This window comes from Sporosarcina sp. Marseille-Q4943, assembly GCF_943736995.1.
In the GTDB taxonomy this organism is placed as follows: domain Bacteria; phylum Bacillota; class Bacilli; order Bacillales_A; family Planococcaceae; genus Sporosarcina.
In genome coordinates, this window is the sequence record NZ_OX031157.1 from 518,588 (window position 1) to 534,072 (window position 15,485).

Annotated in this window: 16 protein-coding genes; 6 read left to right on the forward strand and 10 right to left on the reverse strand. The window is 44.3% G+C overall.

The window, feature by feature from the left end; genetic code table 11:
• The first annotated feature begins 120 nt into the window (after nucleotides 1-120).
• Nucleotides 121-756: a YktB family protein gene (locus NIT04_RS11415; protein WP_252503725.1), complete on the forward strand. Its 636-nt coding sequence runs from the start codon at nucleotides 121-123 to the stop codon at nucleotides 754-756.
• Nucleotides 757-787: 31 nt separating this feature from the next.
• Here the strand turns inward: NIT04_RS11415 and NIT04_RS11420 are convergent, their stop codons facing one another.
• The 8 genes from NIT04_RS11420 to NIT04_RS11455 form a co-directional block, all read right to left on the reverse strand.
• The gene (locus NIT04_RS11420; protein ID WP_252503726.1) at nucleotides 788-1,060 is read right to left on the reverse strand and encodes a UPF0223 family protein; all 273 of its coding nucleotides are present in this window, start codon (nucleotides 1,058-1,060) and stop codon (nucleotides 788-790) included.
• Between the two features lie 18 nt (nucleotides 1,061-1,078).
• Complete coding sequence (locus tag NIT04_RS11425) at nucleotides 1,079-2,035, reverse strand: nitronate monooxygenase family protein (protein ID WP_252503727.1); 957 nt, start codon at nucleotides 2,033-2,035, stop codon at nucleotides 1,079-1,081.
• Between the two features lie 13 nt (nucleotides 2,036-2,048).
• Nucleotides 2,049-2,906 (reverse strand): polysaccharide deacetylase family protein, encoded by an 858-nt coding sequence (locus tag NIT04_RS11430; protein ID WP_252503728.1) that lies wholly within the window; start codon nucleotides 2,904-2,906, stop codon nucleotides 2,049-2,051.
• A gap of 147 nt (nucleotides 2,907-3,053) precedes the next feature.
• Complete coding sequence (gene lpdA / locus NIT04_RS11435) at nucleotides 3,054-4,466, reverse strand: dihydrolipoyl dehydrogenase (RefSeq protein WP_252503729.1); 1,413 nt, start codon at nucleotides 4,464-4,466, stop codon at nucleotides 3,054-3,056.
• A 4-nt stretch (nucleotides 4,467-4,470) separates the two neighbouring features.
• Nucleotides 4,471-5,817 carry a dihydrolipoamide acetyltransferase family protein gene (locus NIT04_RS11440; protein WP_252503730.1) on the reverse strand — a complete coding sequence of 449 codons (1,347 nt, stop codon included), beginning with the start codon at nucleotides 5,815-5,817 and terminating at the stop codon, nucleotides 4,471-4,473.
• A gap of 45 nt (nucleotides 5,818-5,862) precedes the next feature.
• The gene (locus tag NIT04_RS11445) at nucleotides 5,863-6,840 is read right to left on the reverse strand and encodes an alpha-ketoacid dehydrogenase subunit beta (RefSeq protein WP_252503731.1); all 978 of its coding nucleotides are present in this window, start codon (nucleotides 6,838-6,840) and stop codon (nucleotides 5,863-5,865) included.
• A 3-nt stretch (nucleotides 6,841-6,843) separates the two neighbouring features.
• Nucleotides 6,844-7,959: a pyruvate dehydrogenase (acetyl-transferring) E1 component subunit alpha gene (gene pdhA, locus NIT04_RS11450; RefSeq protein ID WP_252503732.1), complete on the reverse strand. Its 1,116-nt coding sequence runs from the start codon at nucleotides 7,957-7,959 to the stop codon at nucleotides 6,844-6,846.
• A gap of 251 nt (nucleotides 7,960-8,210) precedes the next feature.
• Nucleotides 8,211-8,852: a YkyA family protein gene (locus NIT04_RS11455; RefSeq protein ID WP_252503733.1), complete on the reverse strand. Its 642-nt coding sequence runs from the start codon at nucleotides 8,850-8,852 to the stop codon at nucleotides 8,211-8,213.
• 135 nt (nucleotides 8,853-8,987) lie between these two features.
• Here NIT04_RS11455 and def point away from each other — a divergent pair, with 135 nt between their 5' ends.
• The 3 genes from def (at nucleotide 8,988) to rnjA (ending at nucleotide 11,885) form a co-directional block, all read left to right on the forward strand.
• Nucleotides 8,988-9,545, forward strand: a complete 558-nt coding sequence (gene def, locus NIT04_RS11460; protein WP_252503734.1) for a peptide deformylase — start codon at nucleotides 8,988-8,990, stop codon at nucleotides 9,543-9,545.
• 457 nt (nucleotides 9,546-10,002) lie between these two features.
• Nucleotides 10,003-10,212: a DNA-dependent RNA polymerase subunit epsilon gene (locus NIT04_RS11465; protein WP_252503735.1), complete on the forward strand. Its 210-nt coding sequence runs from the start codon at nucleotides 10,003-10,005 to the stop codon at nucleotides 10,210-10,212.
• A 5-nt stretch (nucleotides 10,213-10,217) separates the two neighbouring features.
• A complete protein-coding gene (rnjA, locus tag NIT04_RS11470) occupies nucleotides 10,218-11,885 on the forward strand; it encodes a ribonuclease J1 (RefSeq protein ID WP_252503736.1) in 1,668 nt (555 codons plus the stop codon).
• A 71-nt stretch (nucleotides 11,886-11,956) separates the two neighbouring features.
• Here the strand turns inward: rnjA and NIT04_RS11475 are convergent, their stop codons facing one another.
• On the reverse strand, nucleotides 11,957-12,616 hold the full coding sequence (locus NIT04_RS11475; protein WP_252503737.1) for a TrkA family potassium uptake protein: 660 nt from the start codon (nucleotides 12,614-12,616) through the stop codon (nucleotides 11,957-11,959).
• 106 nt (nucleotides 12,617-12,722) lie between these two features.
• Nucleotides 12,723-13,166 carry a TlpA disulfide reductase family protein gene (locus NIT04_RS11480; RefSeq protein ID WP_252503738.1) on the reverse strand — a complete coding sequence of 148 codons (444 nt, stop codon included), beginning with the start codon at nucleotides 13,164-13,166 and terminating at the stop codon, nucleotides 12,723-12,725.
• 151 nt (nucleotides 13,167-13,317) lie between these two features.
• Between NIT04_RS11480 and NIT04_RS11485 the strand changes: the two genes are divergently transcribed.
• Together NIT04_RS11485 and NIT04_RS11490 are read left to right on the forward strand one after the other, a co-directional pair.
• The gene (locus NIT04_RS11485; RefSeq protein WP_252503739.1) at nucleotides 13,318-14,778 is read left to right on the forward strand and encodes a hypothetical protein; all 1,461 of its coding nucleotides are present in this window, start codon (nucleotides 13,318-13,320) and stop codon (nucleotides 14,776-14,778) included.
• A gap of 158 nt (nucleotides 14,779-14,936) precedes the next feature.
• Entirely contained in the window at nucleotides 14,937-15,479 is a 543-nt protein-coding gene (locus NIT04_RS11490) for a helix-turn-helix domain-containing protein (protein WP_252503740.1), read from the forward strand.
• Nucleotides 15,480-15,485 lie beyond the last annotated feature (6 nt).

A 15,485-nucleotide genomic window follows, 5' to 3' on the forward strand; every position in this document is an offset into this window, starting at 1 on the left:
TTTACTTACTTCTAACTTATGCTGTGCAGGTTGCTTTGGTTAGTTATAAGCCTTCTTGTATAAGATTGTTCCCCATTTTCTGCTACTATAAACGTGGAGAATAAAATGGGGGTATTAAAAATGACGCAAGGTTTTTGGACAATTGATGATTTTAATGTTTTTTCAATTGAGGGATTAGAACATAGGATGAGCGCGCTTCAAACGAAGATTCAACCAAAGTTCGGGATGATCGGCGAACAAGTTTCAACTTATTTGTCTGCCCGTGGGACGGGTGAGTTTTTCCCGCATGTAGCAAAACATGCAAGAAGGACGGTCAATCCACCGAACGATAGTTGGGTCGCTTTCGCTCCTGCGAAGCGCGGATATAAGGCGTTGCCTCATTTCCAAATCGGATTATGGGGGACGCATCTCTTCATCATTTTGGCTGTCATTTACGAAAATCCCGATAAGAAGGGCATTTCGGAAAGACTTGCCAAAAATGTGTCCATACTTACTTCTCTGCCTGATGATTTTGTTGTATCTGGTGACCATATGAAGCCGGAGGCATTTCAGATTAGTGAAATCGGGGCCGATGGAGTTGAGGGTTTATTGGAGAGGTTAGAGTCCGTTAAAAAAGCGGAGTTCATCATTGGCAGACACATTTCGCGAGATAGAACTACGGAACTTTCCGAAAAGGAGTTCTTTGACTTAGCCGAAAAAACGATTGATCGACTTTTTCCTATTTACGATATCATCATCGGCACACACGAAAAATGAGGGACGCATACCTATGCGCCCCTCCCCTTTTTCATTTGCCCGTAATAGAATCACCGTCACTGCCTTCTTTTGCCTTTTTGACAACACGGTAACTGTTAAAACCGCTCACCTCTTCGAACTCCTTGAAGATGGTTTTCTCTTCCGCCATGGAAGGGACTACTTTTTTGAAAGCCTTGTAGGCCTCCATAAATTTTTCCCTAGCGATTTGAGCTTCATAAGCTTGTTCCACCGCTTGAAAAAATGATACGACGTCAATGATTTCTTCGGTCGTCCAATGATGACTGAGAGGATAATTATAGTCCACTTTTTATCGCACCTTTCCTTATGCCCATTTTCTTCTGATCTCTTTAGCTTGTTTTACCATGCGTTCAAACAAATCCCCAACAGTCGGGATATCTCCAATCATGCCTGCTACTTGACCAGCCCACCCAAAACCACTTTGCTCATCTCCATTATGGATGAACCGGCGATTTGCGGAACCGCTAATATAGTCCTTCAATTTATCATAATCAGCATTGTCCTCTTCCATACGCAGGATCTTTTCTGTCCAAGCGCCTGCAAGCGCCCTTGCCGGAGCACCGAGAGTACGCTTAATGACAACGGTACCCGTTTCCTCCGTCTGAAGGAGTGCCTGTTTGTATTCCATTGATGCATGTACACATTCTTTCGTTGCAATGAAACGTGTGCCCATTTCAATCCCTTCCGCTCCTAACGCATGCGCCGCCATCCAGCCCCGGCCATCTCCAATGCCGCCGGACGCAATAACAGGTATCTTTACAGCATCGACCACCTGGGGAACTAACACCATTGTGCCGATATCATCACGCCCCAAATGGCCGCCACCTTCCTGCCCTACGACCATTACCGCATCCGCGCCTAGCGACTCAGCTTTGACCGCTTGTCTTTTCGCAGCAACTAATACTAGCACCTTCACATCGGCATCCTTTATGTATTCGAAAAATGGTGCAGGATTTCCGCCTGTTACCGAAAGGACCTTCACCTTTTCCTCTAGCGCGACATCGAGCATATGCTCATACGGTCGTCCGTGCTGACCGATGGCAAAGTTGACTCCAAAAGGTTTTGTCGTCAATTCCCTAACCTTTTTTATTTCAGCGCGCAATGCTTCAGGAGACTCCAAGCTCATTGCCGTAATTTGTCCTAGACCACCCGCCTCGGATACAGCAGCAGCCAAATCCGCATATGCAAGATAGGCCAATCCCCCTTGGATGATCGGGTATTCAATCCCCAATAATTCCGTGACTCTCGTTTTCCATTCCACAACAATCTCCCCCTTATTCTCCCTCTTTTTGATCCACCAAACCTTTAATAAATTTCGGTTCTACAAATTCGTAGCCTTTATCCCTTAATCCATTCACGATGTCCTCCAGAGCGTCGGCAGTCCAATCCCTGTCGTGCATAAGTAAATTGGAACCGTTCCGAAGCAATTCCGTATTTACCATAACGTCCGCAATTTTTTCCTTTGTCATATACTCTCTATCGAAATCATAGCCATATGACCAGTTCATTAATTGCATTCCTTCTTCAATAGCAAGAGCTCTGCTAAAATCAGTATTCGCCCCGAAAGGAGCTCGGAAAAATACAGGACGCTCCCCAGTCACTTCTTCAACAATATCATTGAGCGCACTAATTTCCTCACGTTGCTCTTCCTCAGACAATGTTTTCAAATTCGGATGTGTCATCGTATGATTGCCGATCATGAATCCCATATCGTAAATTTCTTTTAGAATCGCCTTCTTTTCATCCGTTGCGATGAAGTGACCATTGACGAAGAAAATGGCAGGTGCGTCTAGACTTTTTAATGTTTTCGCCATATCAAGGGCCCTTTTGTCAGGCGCATCATCAATTGTCAGGAGAACGACTTTAGGGTTCGCTTCCCCGATCGGCTGGATGGAGTATGTTTTCGGATTCAGTTCGTAAAGAGGGGCTTGTTCAACTGTTTCCGCTTCCTCTTGTGATTCCGCATCCACGTCGATTTTTTGTTCATTTTCACTCGTGCCGCTCTCTTCTGCATGCTCTTCCGCTAGGGTGGATTGTTCGTCCTGCTCCTCATCTACCGGTTCTACTTCTTCGTTGCATGATGCTAAAAGCAGCATGGAGAGAAGCGGTATGTATAGTAAACTCTTTTTCATCGAACTCTCTCCTTTTTATCAATATCCCATTCAATAGTTTTATCCTACCATGACTTAGAATAGACCTTCAAACGAACCGAAGTGCAGGAATGAGAAAAGCGTCCGAAAGGCTTTTCATGCCTTTGGACGCTAGTTTTCTATGAATAATTATTTTGAAATCATATGAATCGGTTTACCAAGAGCCACTTCTGCAGCTTCCATGGAAATTTCACCGAGTGTCGGGTGAGCGTGGATTGTCATCGCAATGTCTTCCAATGTCATTCCCGCCTCGATTGCGAGACCAAGCTCTGCAATCATATCGGATGCATTTTCACCGACAATTTGCGCGCCCAATAGGAGTCCATCCTCTTTGCGCGAAACAAGTTTGACAAATCCATCCGTTTTGTTAAGCGCAAGAGCTCTACCATTTGCAGCAAACGGGAATTTACCCGCTACTACTTCATAGCCTTCATCTTTTGCTTGTTTTTCATTCAATCCGACTGTAGCAAGTTCAGGGTCTGTGAAGCAGACTGCCGGAATCGCCATATAGTCAACTTCTGATTTTTCGCCGGAAATCGCTTCTGCAGCCACTTTCGCTTCATAGGAGGCTTTGTGCGCAAGCTGTGGTCCAGAGACGATGTCACCGATTGCATAGATGTTCGGAATGCTCGTACGGCATTGCTTATCCACATCGATCAGACCGCGGTCAAGGAACTTGACGCCCATTTCTTCAAGACCGATTTCATCTGTGTTCGGACGGCGTCCAACAGTTACTAGAACATAGTCCGCCTCGATTTTCTTCTCTTCGCCTTTTGCTTCGTACGTAACGACGACACCTGTGTCTGATTCTTCAACACCCTTGGCAGATGCTTTCACGACGACCTCGACGCCTTTTTTCTTCAAGCCTTTTTTAACGATTTGAGTCATCTGTTTTTCGAAGCCGGCAAGAATATCATCTGCCCCTTCAATGATTGTCACTTTAGAACCAAGGTTCGCATAAGCGGATCCGAGTTCAGTACCGATATAACCGCCACCAATGACGACTAAATGCGCTGGAACTTCTTCCAAATTAAGCGCACCAGTTGAATTGATAACGCGTTTCGAATATTTGAATGATGGGATTTCAACCGGGCGTGAACCTGTAGCGATAATGGCATTTTTAAACTTATATGTCTGAGATGATGTCTCATCCATCACTTTTGCAGTGTTTGCGTCAACGAAGTATGCCTCGCCTTTAACAATATCGACTTTGTTTCCTTTTAGAAGTCCTTCAACGCCGCCTGTCAGCTTTTTGACAACGCCGTCTTTGAATGCTTGCGCTTTTGAAAAGTCAAGCTTTACATCAGTCGCTGTGATCCCCATATCATCGGAATCTTTTGCGGATGCGTAACGATGCCCCACTGAAATAAGGGCTTTTGAAGGAATGCAACCTACGTTTAGACAAACTCCGCCGAGATTTTCTTTCTCAACGATCGTGACTTTCTGTCCTAACTGAGCTGCACGGATTGCAGCAACATATCCTCCGGGGCCGGAACCTACAACAAGTGTATCCACTTCGATTGGAAAGTCTCCTACTACCATATGCTTACGCCTCCATTAATAAAAGTTCTGGATTACCGAGCAATTTCTTAATGTGGTTCAGAGCCTGTTGTCCTGTAACACCATCAATTACCCGATGATCGAATACCAATGATAATGCTAACATAGGTGCGGCAACAATTTCACCATTTTTTACTATCGGCTTTTCAGAAATGCGGCCGATTCCGAGAATTGCAACTTCCGGATGGTTGATGATTGGTGTGAACCATTGTCCGCCTGCAGAGCCGATGTTCGTAATAGAACAAGATGCACCTTTCATTTCAGCAGGGCTTAATTTGCCATCTCGCGCCTTTTCGGCAAGTTTGCTGATTTCCTCTGAAATTGCAAATACCGATTTGCGATCTGCATGCTTAATGACAGGCACAAGCAATCCGCGATCTGTATCTGCCGCGATGCCGATGTTGTAATAATGCTTTTGGATAATTTCCTCTTTCTCATCATCAAGAGATGTGTTCAATTGAGGGAATTCACGCAGCGTAGAGACGAGCGCCTTCACGACATATGGAAGGTACGTCAGCTTGATATCTTTTTCCGCCGCAATTTCCTTGAATTTCTTGCGATGCGCAACGAGTTCCGTCACGTCGATTTCATCCAAAAGCGTCACGTGAGGTGCCGTATGTTTGGAATTGACCATTGCTTTGGCAATCGCCTTCCTAATTCCAGACATTTTTTCGCGAGTTTCAGGGAAGTCGCCTTCCAAAACAACTGGAGCTGCAGGTTTCGCGACTTTTTGTTGCGTTTCAACTTCAACAGCTGCGTGAGTCTCTTCGACCGATTGAGCAGGCTGCTCTTGTCCTCCGCTTAGGAAAGCTTCGATGTCCTCTTTTAGAACACGGCCATTTTTCCCTGTCCCTTGCACTTGACGGATATCGACTTCCTGCTCGCGTGCGAATTTACGGACGGACGGCATTGCAATGACACGGTTCGTTGATGCATTGCCAGTTTGAGTTTGCGTTGCAGGAGCAGCTTGTTTTGGTTCAGGCTGGTCCTTCTTCTGTTCTTCTTTATCGATGTCCTGGCCTGCTTCAGCCGTTGCCTGGACCTGTGCTTCGGTCTCTTCTTTTCCCTCTTCCTCTACGCTTTGACTTTCATATCCAGGAGCGTCAAAACGGATTAAAACGTCACCTACTACAGCGACTTTACCTTCCTCAACGACAATCTCTTCTACGGTACCCGTTACAGGGGATGGTATCTCCACAACTGCTTTATCGTTCTGGATTTCAAGAAGCGTGTCGTCTTCATTGACTTTATCGCCTTTGGCAACAAACCACTTTACGACTTCACCTTCGTGAATCCCTTCCCCGATATCCGGTAAACGGAATTCAAATGCCACAAGATTCACCCTTTCTTATTGTCAGAGAGTAATTGTATCTCCGAATTAGAATGTCAATACTTTTTTAGCTGTTTCAATAATATCGTTTGCATCCGGTAACCAAGCATTCTCGCCTTGGGCAAATGGATAGACTGTATCTGGAGCTGTTACACGCAACACTGGCGCTTCGAGACTCAAGATTGCACGTTCTGTTATTTCTGATACGACATTCGCTGCAATTCCAGCTTGTTTTTGCGCTTCTTGAACTACGATTGCACGGTTTGTCTTCTCAACGGAAGCGATGATTGTTTCAATGTCCAACGGTTGAACCGTACGCAAGTCAACCACTTCCACAGAGTAGCCTTCCTTTTCAAGCGCTTCTGCCGCTTTCAAGCTTTCGTGGACCATTGCCCCGTACGTAATAATCGAAAGATCATTACCTTCCCTTTTCACATCCGCTTTCCCTAAAGGAATCGTATATGCTTCTTCAGGAACTTCCTGCCTGAATGAACGGTAAAGCTTCATATGCTCCAAGAATACGACCGGGTTCTCATCGCGGATCGCTGAGATTAAAAGCCCTTTTGCATCATATGGTGTAGAAGGGATGACTACAGTTAGACCTGGTTGAGATGCAACCAATCCTTCGAAGCTGTCTGCATGCATTTCAGGTGTTGCAACGCCGCCGCCGAATGGCGAACGGATCGTCACAGGAGCATTGAATCTTCCACCTGTACGGAAGGATTGACGTGCCAGCTGTCCGCTGATAGAGTCGATTACTTCATATAGGAAACCGAAGAACTGGATTTCCATAACCGGACGGAAACCCGTTAGAGACAATCCGACTGCAAGTCCGCCGATTCCTGATTCCGCCAATGGCGTATCAAAGACACGCTCTTCTCCGAATTCTTTTTGCAACCCTTCAGTTGCGCGGAAAACACCGCCGTTCACCCCAACGTCTTCACCGAAGACGAGGACGTTTTCATCATTTTTAAGCTCCGTGCGCATTGCATCGGTAATCGCTTGAATCATCGTCATTTGTGCCATCGGTTACTTCGACTCCTTCTCTGTATACAAATCAAATTGCTCTTGCAAGTTGAATGGCATGTCGCCTTTGTACATGATTTTCATGAAATCTGTCACTTTTTGTTTTGGTGCTGCATCTGCCTTTTTGATTGCTTCTTTAATTTCTTCTTTAGCGCGCTCAATTACTTCATTTTCCATCTCTTCATTCCAAATGCCTTTGCCTTCGAGATATTTGCGGAAACGGATTAACGGATCGCGTTTTTCCCATTCGCTATCTGTATCAGATGTACGGTAACGAGTCGGATCATCTCCAGCCATCGTATGCGGACCATAGCGGTAGCACATTGTTTCGATCAACGTTGGACCTTCTCCGTTGACGGCACGTTCCCTTGCATCGCGTGTTGCAACATACACAGCAAGAGCGTCCATCCCATCGACAAGAATGCTTGGAATTCCAGCCGCCACACCTTTTTGTGCAAGTGTTTTCGCTGCTGTCTGCAACTCACGAGGAGTCGAAATTGCATATTGGTTGTTTTGAACAACGAAAATCGCAGGCGAGCGATATGCTCCCGCAAAGTTGATTCCTTCATAGAAATCTCCTTGCGAAGTACCGCCGTCACCCGTGTATGTCATGGCAACCGCTTTAATTCCACGTTTCTGGAATCCGAGTGCTACCCCAGCGGCTTGGATATACTGGGCCCCGATGATAATTTGAGGGAACAGGACGTTCAAACCTTCTGGAAATGCGCTTCCTAAATAATGTCCGCGGGACCATAAGAACGCCATATGTAATGGTAGACCGTGGAATATGAGTTGTGGTACATCACGATATCCAGGGAGAATAAAGTCTTCCTTTTCAAGCGCAAAATGGGATGCAAGCTGGGATGCTTCTTGACCTGCAGTCGGCGCATAGAATCCAAGTCTACCTTGGCGGTTCAAAGAGATTGACCGCTGATCCAAAATTCTTGTATAGACCATGCGTGTCATTAATTCCGTCAATTGTTCATCAGATAGATTCGGATCCGCTTCTTTGTTGACAATCTCGCCTTCTTCATTCAAAATCCGGAACATTTCAAACTGTTCTTCAATAGAATGAAGCGTTTTCACCGGATCGAACTGCTTTTCTTGTTTTGCAGCCATGTCGGCACCTCTCCTTTATATCTGTATTATTTTTTATTGTTTCTAATAGTGATACAACGTTGCTACCTTAATCAGTATACTGAAAGGCGGCAAATAGGTCAATCATTGTTATTACTGGTATAGCGCCGCTCATCTCTATTCTGAATTATATCGAAATAAGATTCTGTACTACTACAATAACACATCTGTATTATAATAGATTCACAAAAAGAAAAGTGGAGCCGTATTTGTCTCCACTTTACCCAATTCCTCTATTCGCCTTGTTTTAAACTTGAAAACACATCTTCTTTTATGGAATTTACTTCTTTCGTCGCTTCATTAAAATCCGAGATGGCGCTTTGGACGATAGCATTTTGTCCATTTACTTCTTCCACTTTCTTTTTCAAGTCTTCGAGCTCGACATCTTCGGAAGATAGCATGCCATAAAATTCTTTTTGGATGGAAGCAAGCTTTCTATATTCATCGACAAAAGAGGAATGAAGATCATAACGCTTCAACGCCACTTCTTTCAGTTTCAAAATTTGGCCGCTTTCGGAATCAGATGCCTTCTCCGCGACTGCATCTAGCTCTTTGACAAATGCTTCCGCTTCATTCATTGCTGATTCCTCTTTCTCTAAATGAGCAAGTCTATCATCTAATAGACTTTCCAATTCAGCAATTTTGGAACGCAATTTTTCTACATCCTCTTTCGTTAACTCCATCGTTTCATTGAATGTCTTTTGTTCTGTTTTTTCAAGTTCAGTCAATTTACTTTGCGTGTCACGGTATTCAGTTTCAGACTCATTCATTTTCGTCAATGTTTCAGAGAGCTGCTTTTCGGTTGACTGTCCGATACTACAGCCGGATAATGCCAACATGCCGATCGCAAATAGTGTTACAACTTTTTTCTTCATAGCATTTCCTCCAATCTGAGTTTCACTATAACTGTATACCCATTGCAATTCAAGCATGCACAAAAACCTTTACCCTCATTTCCCCGTTAGCTTATAATAGAAGTACAGCATGGTTATCGAAAGGAAGAATACGTAATGATTTTAATGAAAGATATTGTTCGCGAGGGCCATCCCGCACTCCGTAAAATTGCAGAGGAAGTGTCATTCCCTTTGGCAGCGGATGATAAAAAACTATGTAACGACTTACTTGAATATGTAATAAATAGCCAAAATGATGAAGTATGTGAACGATACGGCTTGCGTCCAGGCATCGGCCTTGCAGCGCCCCAAGTGAATGTATCAAAGAGAATCTTCGCTTTGCATATTGAAGACGAAGGGAAAAAACCGCTCAGCATTGTGGCGGTCAATCCTAAAATCATCAGCCACTCCGTCGAGAAGACATATTTGACGTCAGGTGAGGGCTGCCTTTCCGTCGATCGAGATGTCAACGGCTTTGTGCCGCGCTATGCGAGAATCACTGTGAAAGCTTTCGATCCTCAAGGTCAGGAATTTAAAATGAGGCTGAAAGGACTTCCCTCCATTGCTTTCCAACATGAGCTGGATCATTTGAATGGCGTCATGTTCTATGATCATATCGACCCTGCCGCTCCATTCAAAGTCATCCCGGATGCTACTCCTTTTGAAAGGGACTGAAGAAAAGGAATTCAAACTTGACAGAAATTTCGAATTCCTTTATAATGTCCTTAAGGAGTGATATGCCCATGTACAAGCGCCTCAAACGTAAACTGTTGAAACGGCTCAATGGCATACTCGGCAAAAAGACGATCGCATAGATAACGCTCGCCAACACAATTGGCGGGCTTTTCTTTTTATAAAATATTCCCTAGAAGTAGCTGCCTTAATTTCCGCAAAAACCGCAGAAATACGGCAAATCGAACTCTTCGTGGTTCGATTGGAAAGCGTCCGCCTGTAGCGAAAGCCGTCACAAAGAACGGCTTTTGCGAGCAAAAGCGCAGCGTTGCGAGCATAGGAAAGGATAATGATTTGATATACTAGTTAGATGAAGAAAATCATCATAGTTTATTTTAAACAACTGACATGCTAAGATGAAGAGAAAGATTCAAACGAACGTAAAAAAGGAGAGCTTACCATGATTTACAAAGTGTACTACCAAGAAAACGCTACACAAGTACCAATCCGAGAAAACACAAAACATCTGTACATTGAAGCCGATTCAGAAAGATCCGTCCGCGAAAAGTTAAAGAACCGGGAGTACAATATTGAACTGATCCAGCTGCTCGAAGGCAAACACCTCGAATATGAGCAAGCATCCCCTCATTTTGAGCTAGAGCAGGTCTAAGCAACATGAAAATAATAAAAAATAACGAAACAGCCGTTTTCGCCCTAGGCGGACTTGGAGAAATCGGCAAAAACACATATTGTGTTCAATTCCAGGATGAAATCATCCTTATTGACGCAGGCATCAAATTCCCCGAGGACGATTTACTCGGAATCGATTACGTAATTCCGGACTATACGTACTTGGAACGGAATGTCGAAAAAATTAAAGGCCTGTTCATCACGCACGGTCACGAGGATCATATCGGAGGCATCCCCTATTTGCTGCGCAAGATCAACATACCGGTCTACGGCAGTAAATTGGCACTCGGCTTGCTCCGCAATAAGCTAGATGAACATGGACTACTTAGAACGACGAAAATGATCGAGTTCAAAGAAGATGACGTATTCAAATTCAGAAAGACATCCGTCTCTTTCTTCCGGACAACCCATAGTATTCCCGATGCTTTTGGTGTCGTCGTCAAAACACCATCGGGCAACATCGTCCACACTGGTGACTTCAAATTCGATTTCACTCCGGTCGGAGAACCGGCCAACCTTGCGAAGATGGCGAAATTCGGAAGTGATGGAGTGCTCTGTCTCCTATCGGATAGTACGAATGCTGAAGTACCGAACTTTACGATGTCGGAAAGGAAAGTCGGCGATAGCTTGAATGAAATCTTCCGGAAAGTCGATGGAAGAATCATATTTGCTACATTCGCCTCCAATATTCACCGACTTCAGCAAGTGATTGAAGCGGCTGAACGTTACGGCCGGAAAATCGCCGTATTCGGCAGAAGCATGGACAATGCAATTACGATCGGCCGCGAACTTGGGTACATCAACGCACCAAAAGAATTGTTCGTAGACACCCAATCGCTCAACAGGTTGCCCGCCAACGAAGTGATGATCCTCTGTACGGGAAGCCAAGGCGAACCGATGGCTGCATTGTCCCGGATTGCTAACGGAACACACCGTCAAGTGCAAATCCAACCTGGCGATACGGTCATTTTTTCTTCTTCGCCGATTCCAGGAAATACGCTAAGCGTCAATAAAACGATCAACGCACTCTTCCGGGCTGGCGCCGAAGTCATTCATGGCGCTTTGAATAACATTCATACATCAGGCCACGGCTCACAGGAAGAACAAAAACTTATGCTTAGGTTGATCAAACCAAAATACTTCATGCCTATTCACGGAGAATACCGCATGTTGACAATGCACAAGGAACTTGCCATCGGTTGTGATGTCGAACCGGACAACGTCTTCATCATGAGTAACGGTGATGTGCTCGCTTTGACGGAGGATTCGGCAAGGATCGCAGGGAAAATCCCATCCGGCGACGTCTATATCGATGGAAGCGGCATTGGCGATATCGGAAGCGTCGTCTTGCGTGATCGTAAAATCCTTTCAGAAGACGGCTTGGTCATTGTTGTTGCTACAGTTGATAAAAAACGCAACAAAGTAGTTTCCGGACCGGACATCATCTCACGCGGCTTCGTCTATATGAGGGAATCCGGAATGATGATCAGCGAAGCGCAACACCTCTTATCGAAGGAATTGAATAAGAAACTCGCAAACTCCCCTGCTGAGGCAGGATCATTGAAAAGCGACATCATTGATATTCTTTCACCATATTTATACGATCAGACAAAACGTAGACCAATGGTACTCCCTGTCGTAATGGAAGTCTAATAATGTAATTACATGCCCTTATGCCTTCATGAGACATAAGGGCATTTTTTTACGCAAAAAAAGACCATTCATCAATGAAGGGCCTTCTTCTCAAATCTATGGATATCCAGATCTGATCCGATAACAATTAGGATATCATTCAACTGGATTTCCTCAATTGCTTGCGGCGACACCAAAATTTGCGCATCACGCTTAATCGCCACAATGTTTACGCCGTATTTCGCTCGGATATCGAGATCGATCAGTGTAAATCCGGCAAGCTTTTCATTTGCGCGAATCTCCGCAATCGAATATTCATCAGACAGCTCCAAGTAATCCAAAATATTATTGGAAACCAAATTGTTTGCGATCCGTTTCCCCATATCCCTTTCCGGGTGAACGACTTGGTCTGCGCCGATTTTCCGCAGCACTTTTGCATGGTAGTCATTCTGTGCTTTTACGGTGATTTTTTTCACGCCGATCTCTTTCAAGATGAGCGTTGTCAAAATGCTCGCTTGTATATTTTCACCGATCGCCACGACGACATGCTCGAAATTCCGGATGCCCAATGACCGGAGTGCAGATTCATCGGTCGTATCAGCCGCGACTGCTGTTGTTGCAATCTGTGCAAATTCATCGACACGATCAGGTGAAATATCGATTGCCATTACATCTGCATCCAATTCCACTAATTCATTGACGATGCTTCCTCCGAATCGTCCTAGACCTATTACGACAAATTCCTTTTTCATTTAATCCGCTCCAATCCGATTGATGGATGAGGTTAGTGTATCATATTATTTTCCGAGGAAAAAGAAAAGACGACCTCATACGGGCCGCCACTTCATAATCTCTGTTCTACATTTCATCCAGTACACGTTTCACACGCTTTATCAGCATTTTCATGCCGCTTCCCCCCGCTTGATAATGGCGCAATCGGCCATCTCTATCAAAAACATAATAGGAAGGTACATATTCATTGTCGAATGCATCGCTCAGTTTCAAATCATTATCAACGAATATCGGCTGGGTAATGTCATGCGCTCTCGCAGCCTTTTTGATTTTCTCCAAGTCCATATCGTCTTTTGAACGCGGCATATGCACAGCAATGACATTCAATTCTCCTCTATATCTGTCTCGGAAGTTATTCATATATGGCATCATTTCCTTGCATAAGCCGCAACTGATGGACCAAAAATGGATGAGTGTCGGTTTTTTCCCGATGTGATCCGCTCTATCAAACCGTCCATTCAACCAAGTCGTAGCTCCAACCAATTCTGGCATCTGTTCGTGCAATTTCATAATCCATCTCCTCCGCATTTAAAAATCCCACTGCTTATTCTATGCGCGAACAACCGTAATCGGAATGAAATGTTTATCCCCACTTTCCCAGAGGGAATGATAGACGTAGGTGCTTGCCACCTAATATGAAAATAAAAAGGAAGGCAATGCTATGCCCATACAAAATAGCTTAGAAAAATTGAATATGACTCGCTCCCATATGACATTTCTCCTTCCTTTCGGCTTTGATCAGACGAAAAGAAGGGAAACAATTGATAGCTTGGAAGCGAGCGGATATTCCTATTTCAAAATAGACGAAACTGCAATGAACGAAGAGTCTATTTATGGACACGGAATTGAAGTTGCCGGCAAGGAGCTGGAACAATACTTCTATCCATATATTGAACATAAACTCTTCCCCGGCTCTCTTGAATTAAAAGGTTTCCATCGATTTACCGCAGCTATCCAAGAAGAGCATTCCATGCAGTTAAGAGATGAACTGCATCACTTCATCATCCGAAGCATCGACATCATTCTTGCTCCGTTCGGAATCGCCTTCCTTGTACTGCGAGTTGATATGGAAGATGCTTCTGCAGATTTAAGTGACACACTCGATTTCGCACAACATTTTCGAGCAATTGAACCGAATCTGAAAGAAAACAAAGGTGCAACGATCGTCATTCCGGAAACAGGACAAACCCTTTCCATGCATGATTACATATTCGACCACCTATGCCCCTTCTTAAAAAAGTCCGTTTTACACGACAAGAAATTGAAAGGCCATTTTGGATCCCTACCTTATTTTGAAGATGAAAGGATGTTTGTTTCCTCCTTCCTAATTACGGAGAGTGGTGCAACCATTTCAGAGGAGCATCTTTATCGTATCGGCAATTTGAATGGAAAGAGTCCTGACGGAACCCCCTTCATGTCTTCAACGAATCCGCAATATATTCGACGTTCGTTGTCGGAGTCTTTGCATGACCGTTGGGCGCCTCATTTGTTCATGATAGCTACGGAACATGGTTTTTCCGTTATTTCCAATCGGCCAGCAGAGGAATTGACGAACGAATTATCCCAATACATGGGGACGCATTATTATAATTTGCTTCTCCATTATTTCTACAAGGTTATGCTTTTGCGCGTATCCTTCGAATACAGTGAAATCGAATGGAAGAAGGACGAGTATTACGTTAGATCACTCATACAGCTCATCAATGTCTTTTCATCGTGGTATTATTTCAAAGAAATTAGCACCCGGTCGGAAGGCAAGGAATTGTCGGAGATGTTCAGGAAAACCTTTATTATCGATCCCCTATTCGAAGAAGTGAACAACACGTTGCAAGAATTGTATAAAAGCCAGGAAAATAGCCAGGCAGGCCGATTGAACATGCTTCTTTTTATTTTGACGATATTCACTGTCATATCCGGCATTTACGGCATGAACCTTGTCATTCCGGATTGGGAGGCCCCTTCCGGCTGGAAGCAGTATTCCTCCTACACGGTCTTCGAATGGATATCATTGATTACCGCCGTCACAGGCATCGGATTGTCGGCTTATTTGATCATCTCCACTTTCAGCAGGATGTTCATACAAAGACGACGAGGAAACAAGCTTAATATGTATGACAAATAGCATTTGTCTTCGGCCGGAGTCCTTTAAAAAGGATTCCGGTTTTTTTCTCAAAACATCTTGATTTTTAAGCGTTTTTTTGTATAATAGGGTAGGTTTATAGTAAACAGGAAGTACAGTAATACTAAACTCCATGATTTCAAAGGAAGGAATTGTCAACCATGCATATCGGGAGTAAAATCAAAAGTCTTCGATTGAAAAAAGGACTGACCCAAGAAGAATTGGGAGAGAGGACCGACCTAACGAAAGGTTATATTTCTCAATTGGAGCGGGAGCTCACTTCCCCATCCATTGAAACGCTCTTTTCCCTATTGGAAGTGCTTGGGACTACGCCGAAGGAATTTTTTGATGAACCGAAGAAAAACATGAAAGTGGTCTACTCACCAGCCGATCAAACAACCTATGTCAATGATGAGCTAAAATATAGCATCCGTTGGCTCGTTCCCCGTTCGAATGAACATGAAATGGAGCCAATCCATATTACATTCGAGAAAAATGGTGAGTTTAAGCAATTCGAGCCTTCGCTATCGGAAACGTTCATCTATGTCCTTTCAGGAAAAGTGGAAATTGAACTTGGGGAGAGGAATTTCATGGCCACAACGGGCGATTCGGTCTATTATGAAGCATCCGACCATCATCGAATAGCGAATGCCAATGACGGCCCGAGTGAATTGCTCCTCGTAGCAACAGAATCTTATTTATGAAGGGGG

What these genes read in the sequence shown, in the direction of transcription:
- NIT04_RS11485 (WP_252503739.1), top strand. Translation starts at nt 13,318, where the DNA reads ATGCCCATACAAAATAGCTTAGAAAAATTGAATATGACTCGCTCCCAT.
- NIT04_RS11455 (WP_252503733.1), bottom strand. Translation starts at nt 8,852, where the DNA reads ATGAAGAAAAAAGTTGTAACACTATTTGCGATCGGCATGTTGGCATTA.
- NIT04_RS11480 (WP_252503738.1), bottom strand. Translation starts at nt 13,166, where the DNA reads ATGAAATTGCACGAACAGATGCCAGAATTGGTTGGAGCTACGACTTGG.
- rnjA (WP_252503736.1), top strand. Translation starts at nt 10,218, where the DNA reads ATGAAAATAATAAAAAATAACGAAACAGCCGTTTTCGCCCTAGGCGGA.
- NIT04_RS11445 (WP_252503731.1), bottom strand. Translation starts at nt 6,840, where the DNA reads ATGGCACAAATGACGATGATTCAAGCGATTACCGATGCAATGCGCACG.
- NIT04_RS11490 (WP_252503740.1), top strand. Translation starts at nt 14,937, where the DNA reads ATGCATATCGGGAGTAAAATCAAAAGTCTTCGATTGAAAAAAGGACTG.
- NIT04_RS11465 (WP_252503735.1), top strand. Translation starts at nt 10,003, where the DNA reads ATGATTTACAAAGTGTACTACCAAGAAAACGCTACACAAGTACCAATC.
- NIT04_RS11430 (WP_252503728.1), bottom strand. Translation starts at nt 2,906, where the DNA reads ATGAAAAAGAGTTTACTATACATACCGCTTCTCTCCATGCTGCTTTTA.
- NIT04_RS11415 (WP_252503725.1), top strand. Translation starts at nt 121, where the DNA reads ATGACGCAAGGTTTTTGGACAATTGATGATTTTAATGTTTTTTCAATT.
- NIT04_RS11475 (WP_252503737.1), bottom strand. Translation starts at nt 12,616, where the DNA reads ATGAAAAAGGAATTTGTCGTAATAGGTCTAGGACGATTCGGAGGAAGC.
- pdhA (WP_252503732.1), bottom strand. Translation starts at nt 7,959, where the DNA reads ATGGCTGCAAAACAAGAAAAGCAGTTCGATCCGGTGAAAACGCTTCAT.
- lpdA (WP_252503729.1), bottom strand. Translation starts at nt 4,466, where the DNA reads ATGGTAGTAGGAGACTTTCCAATCGAAGTGGATACACTTGTTGTAGGT.
- def (WP_252503734.1), top strand. Translation starts at nt 8,988, where the DNA reads ATGATTTTAATGAAAGATATTGTTCGCGAGGGCCATCCCGCACTCCGT.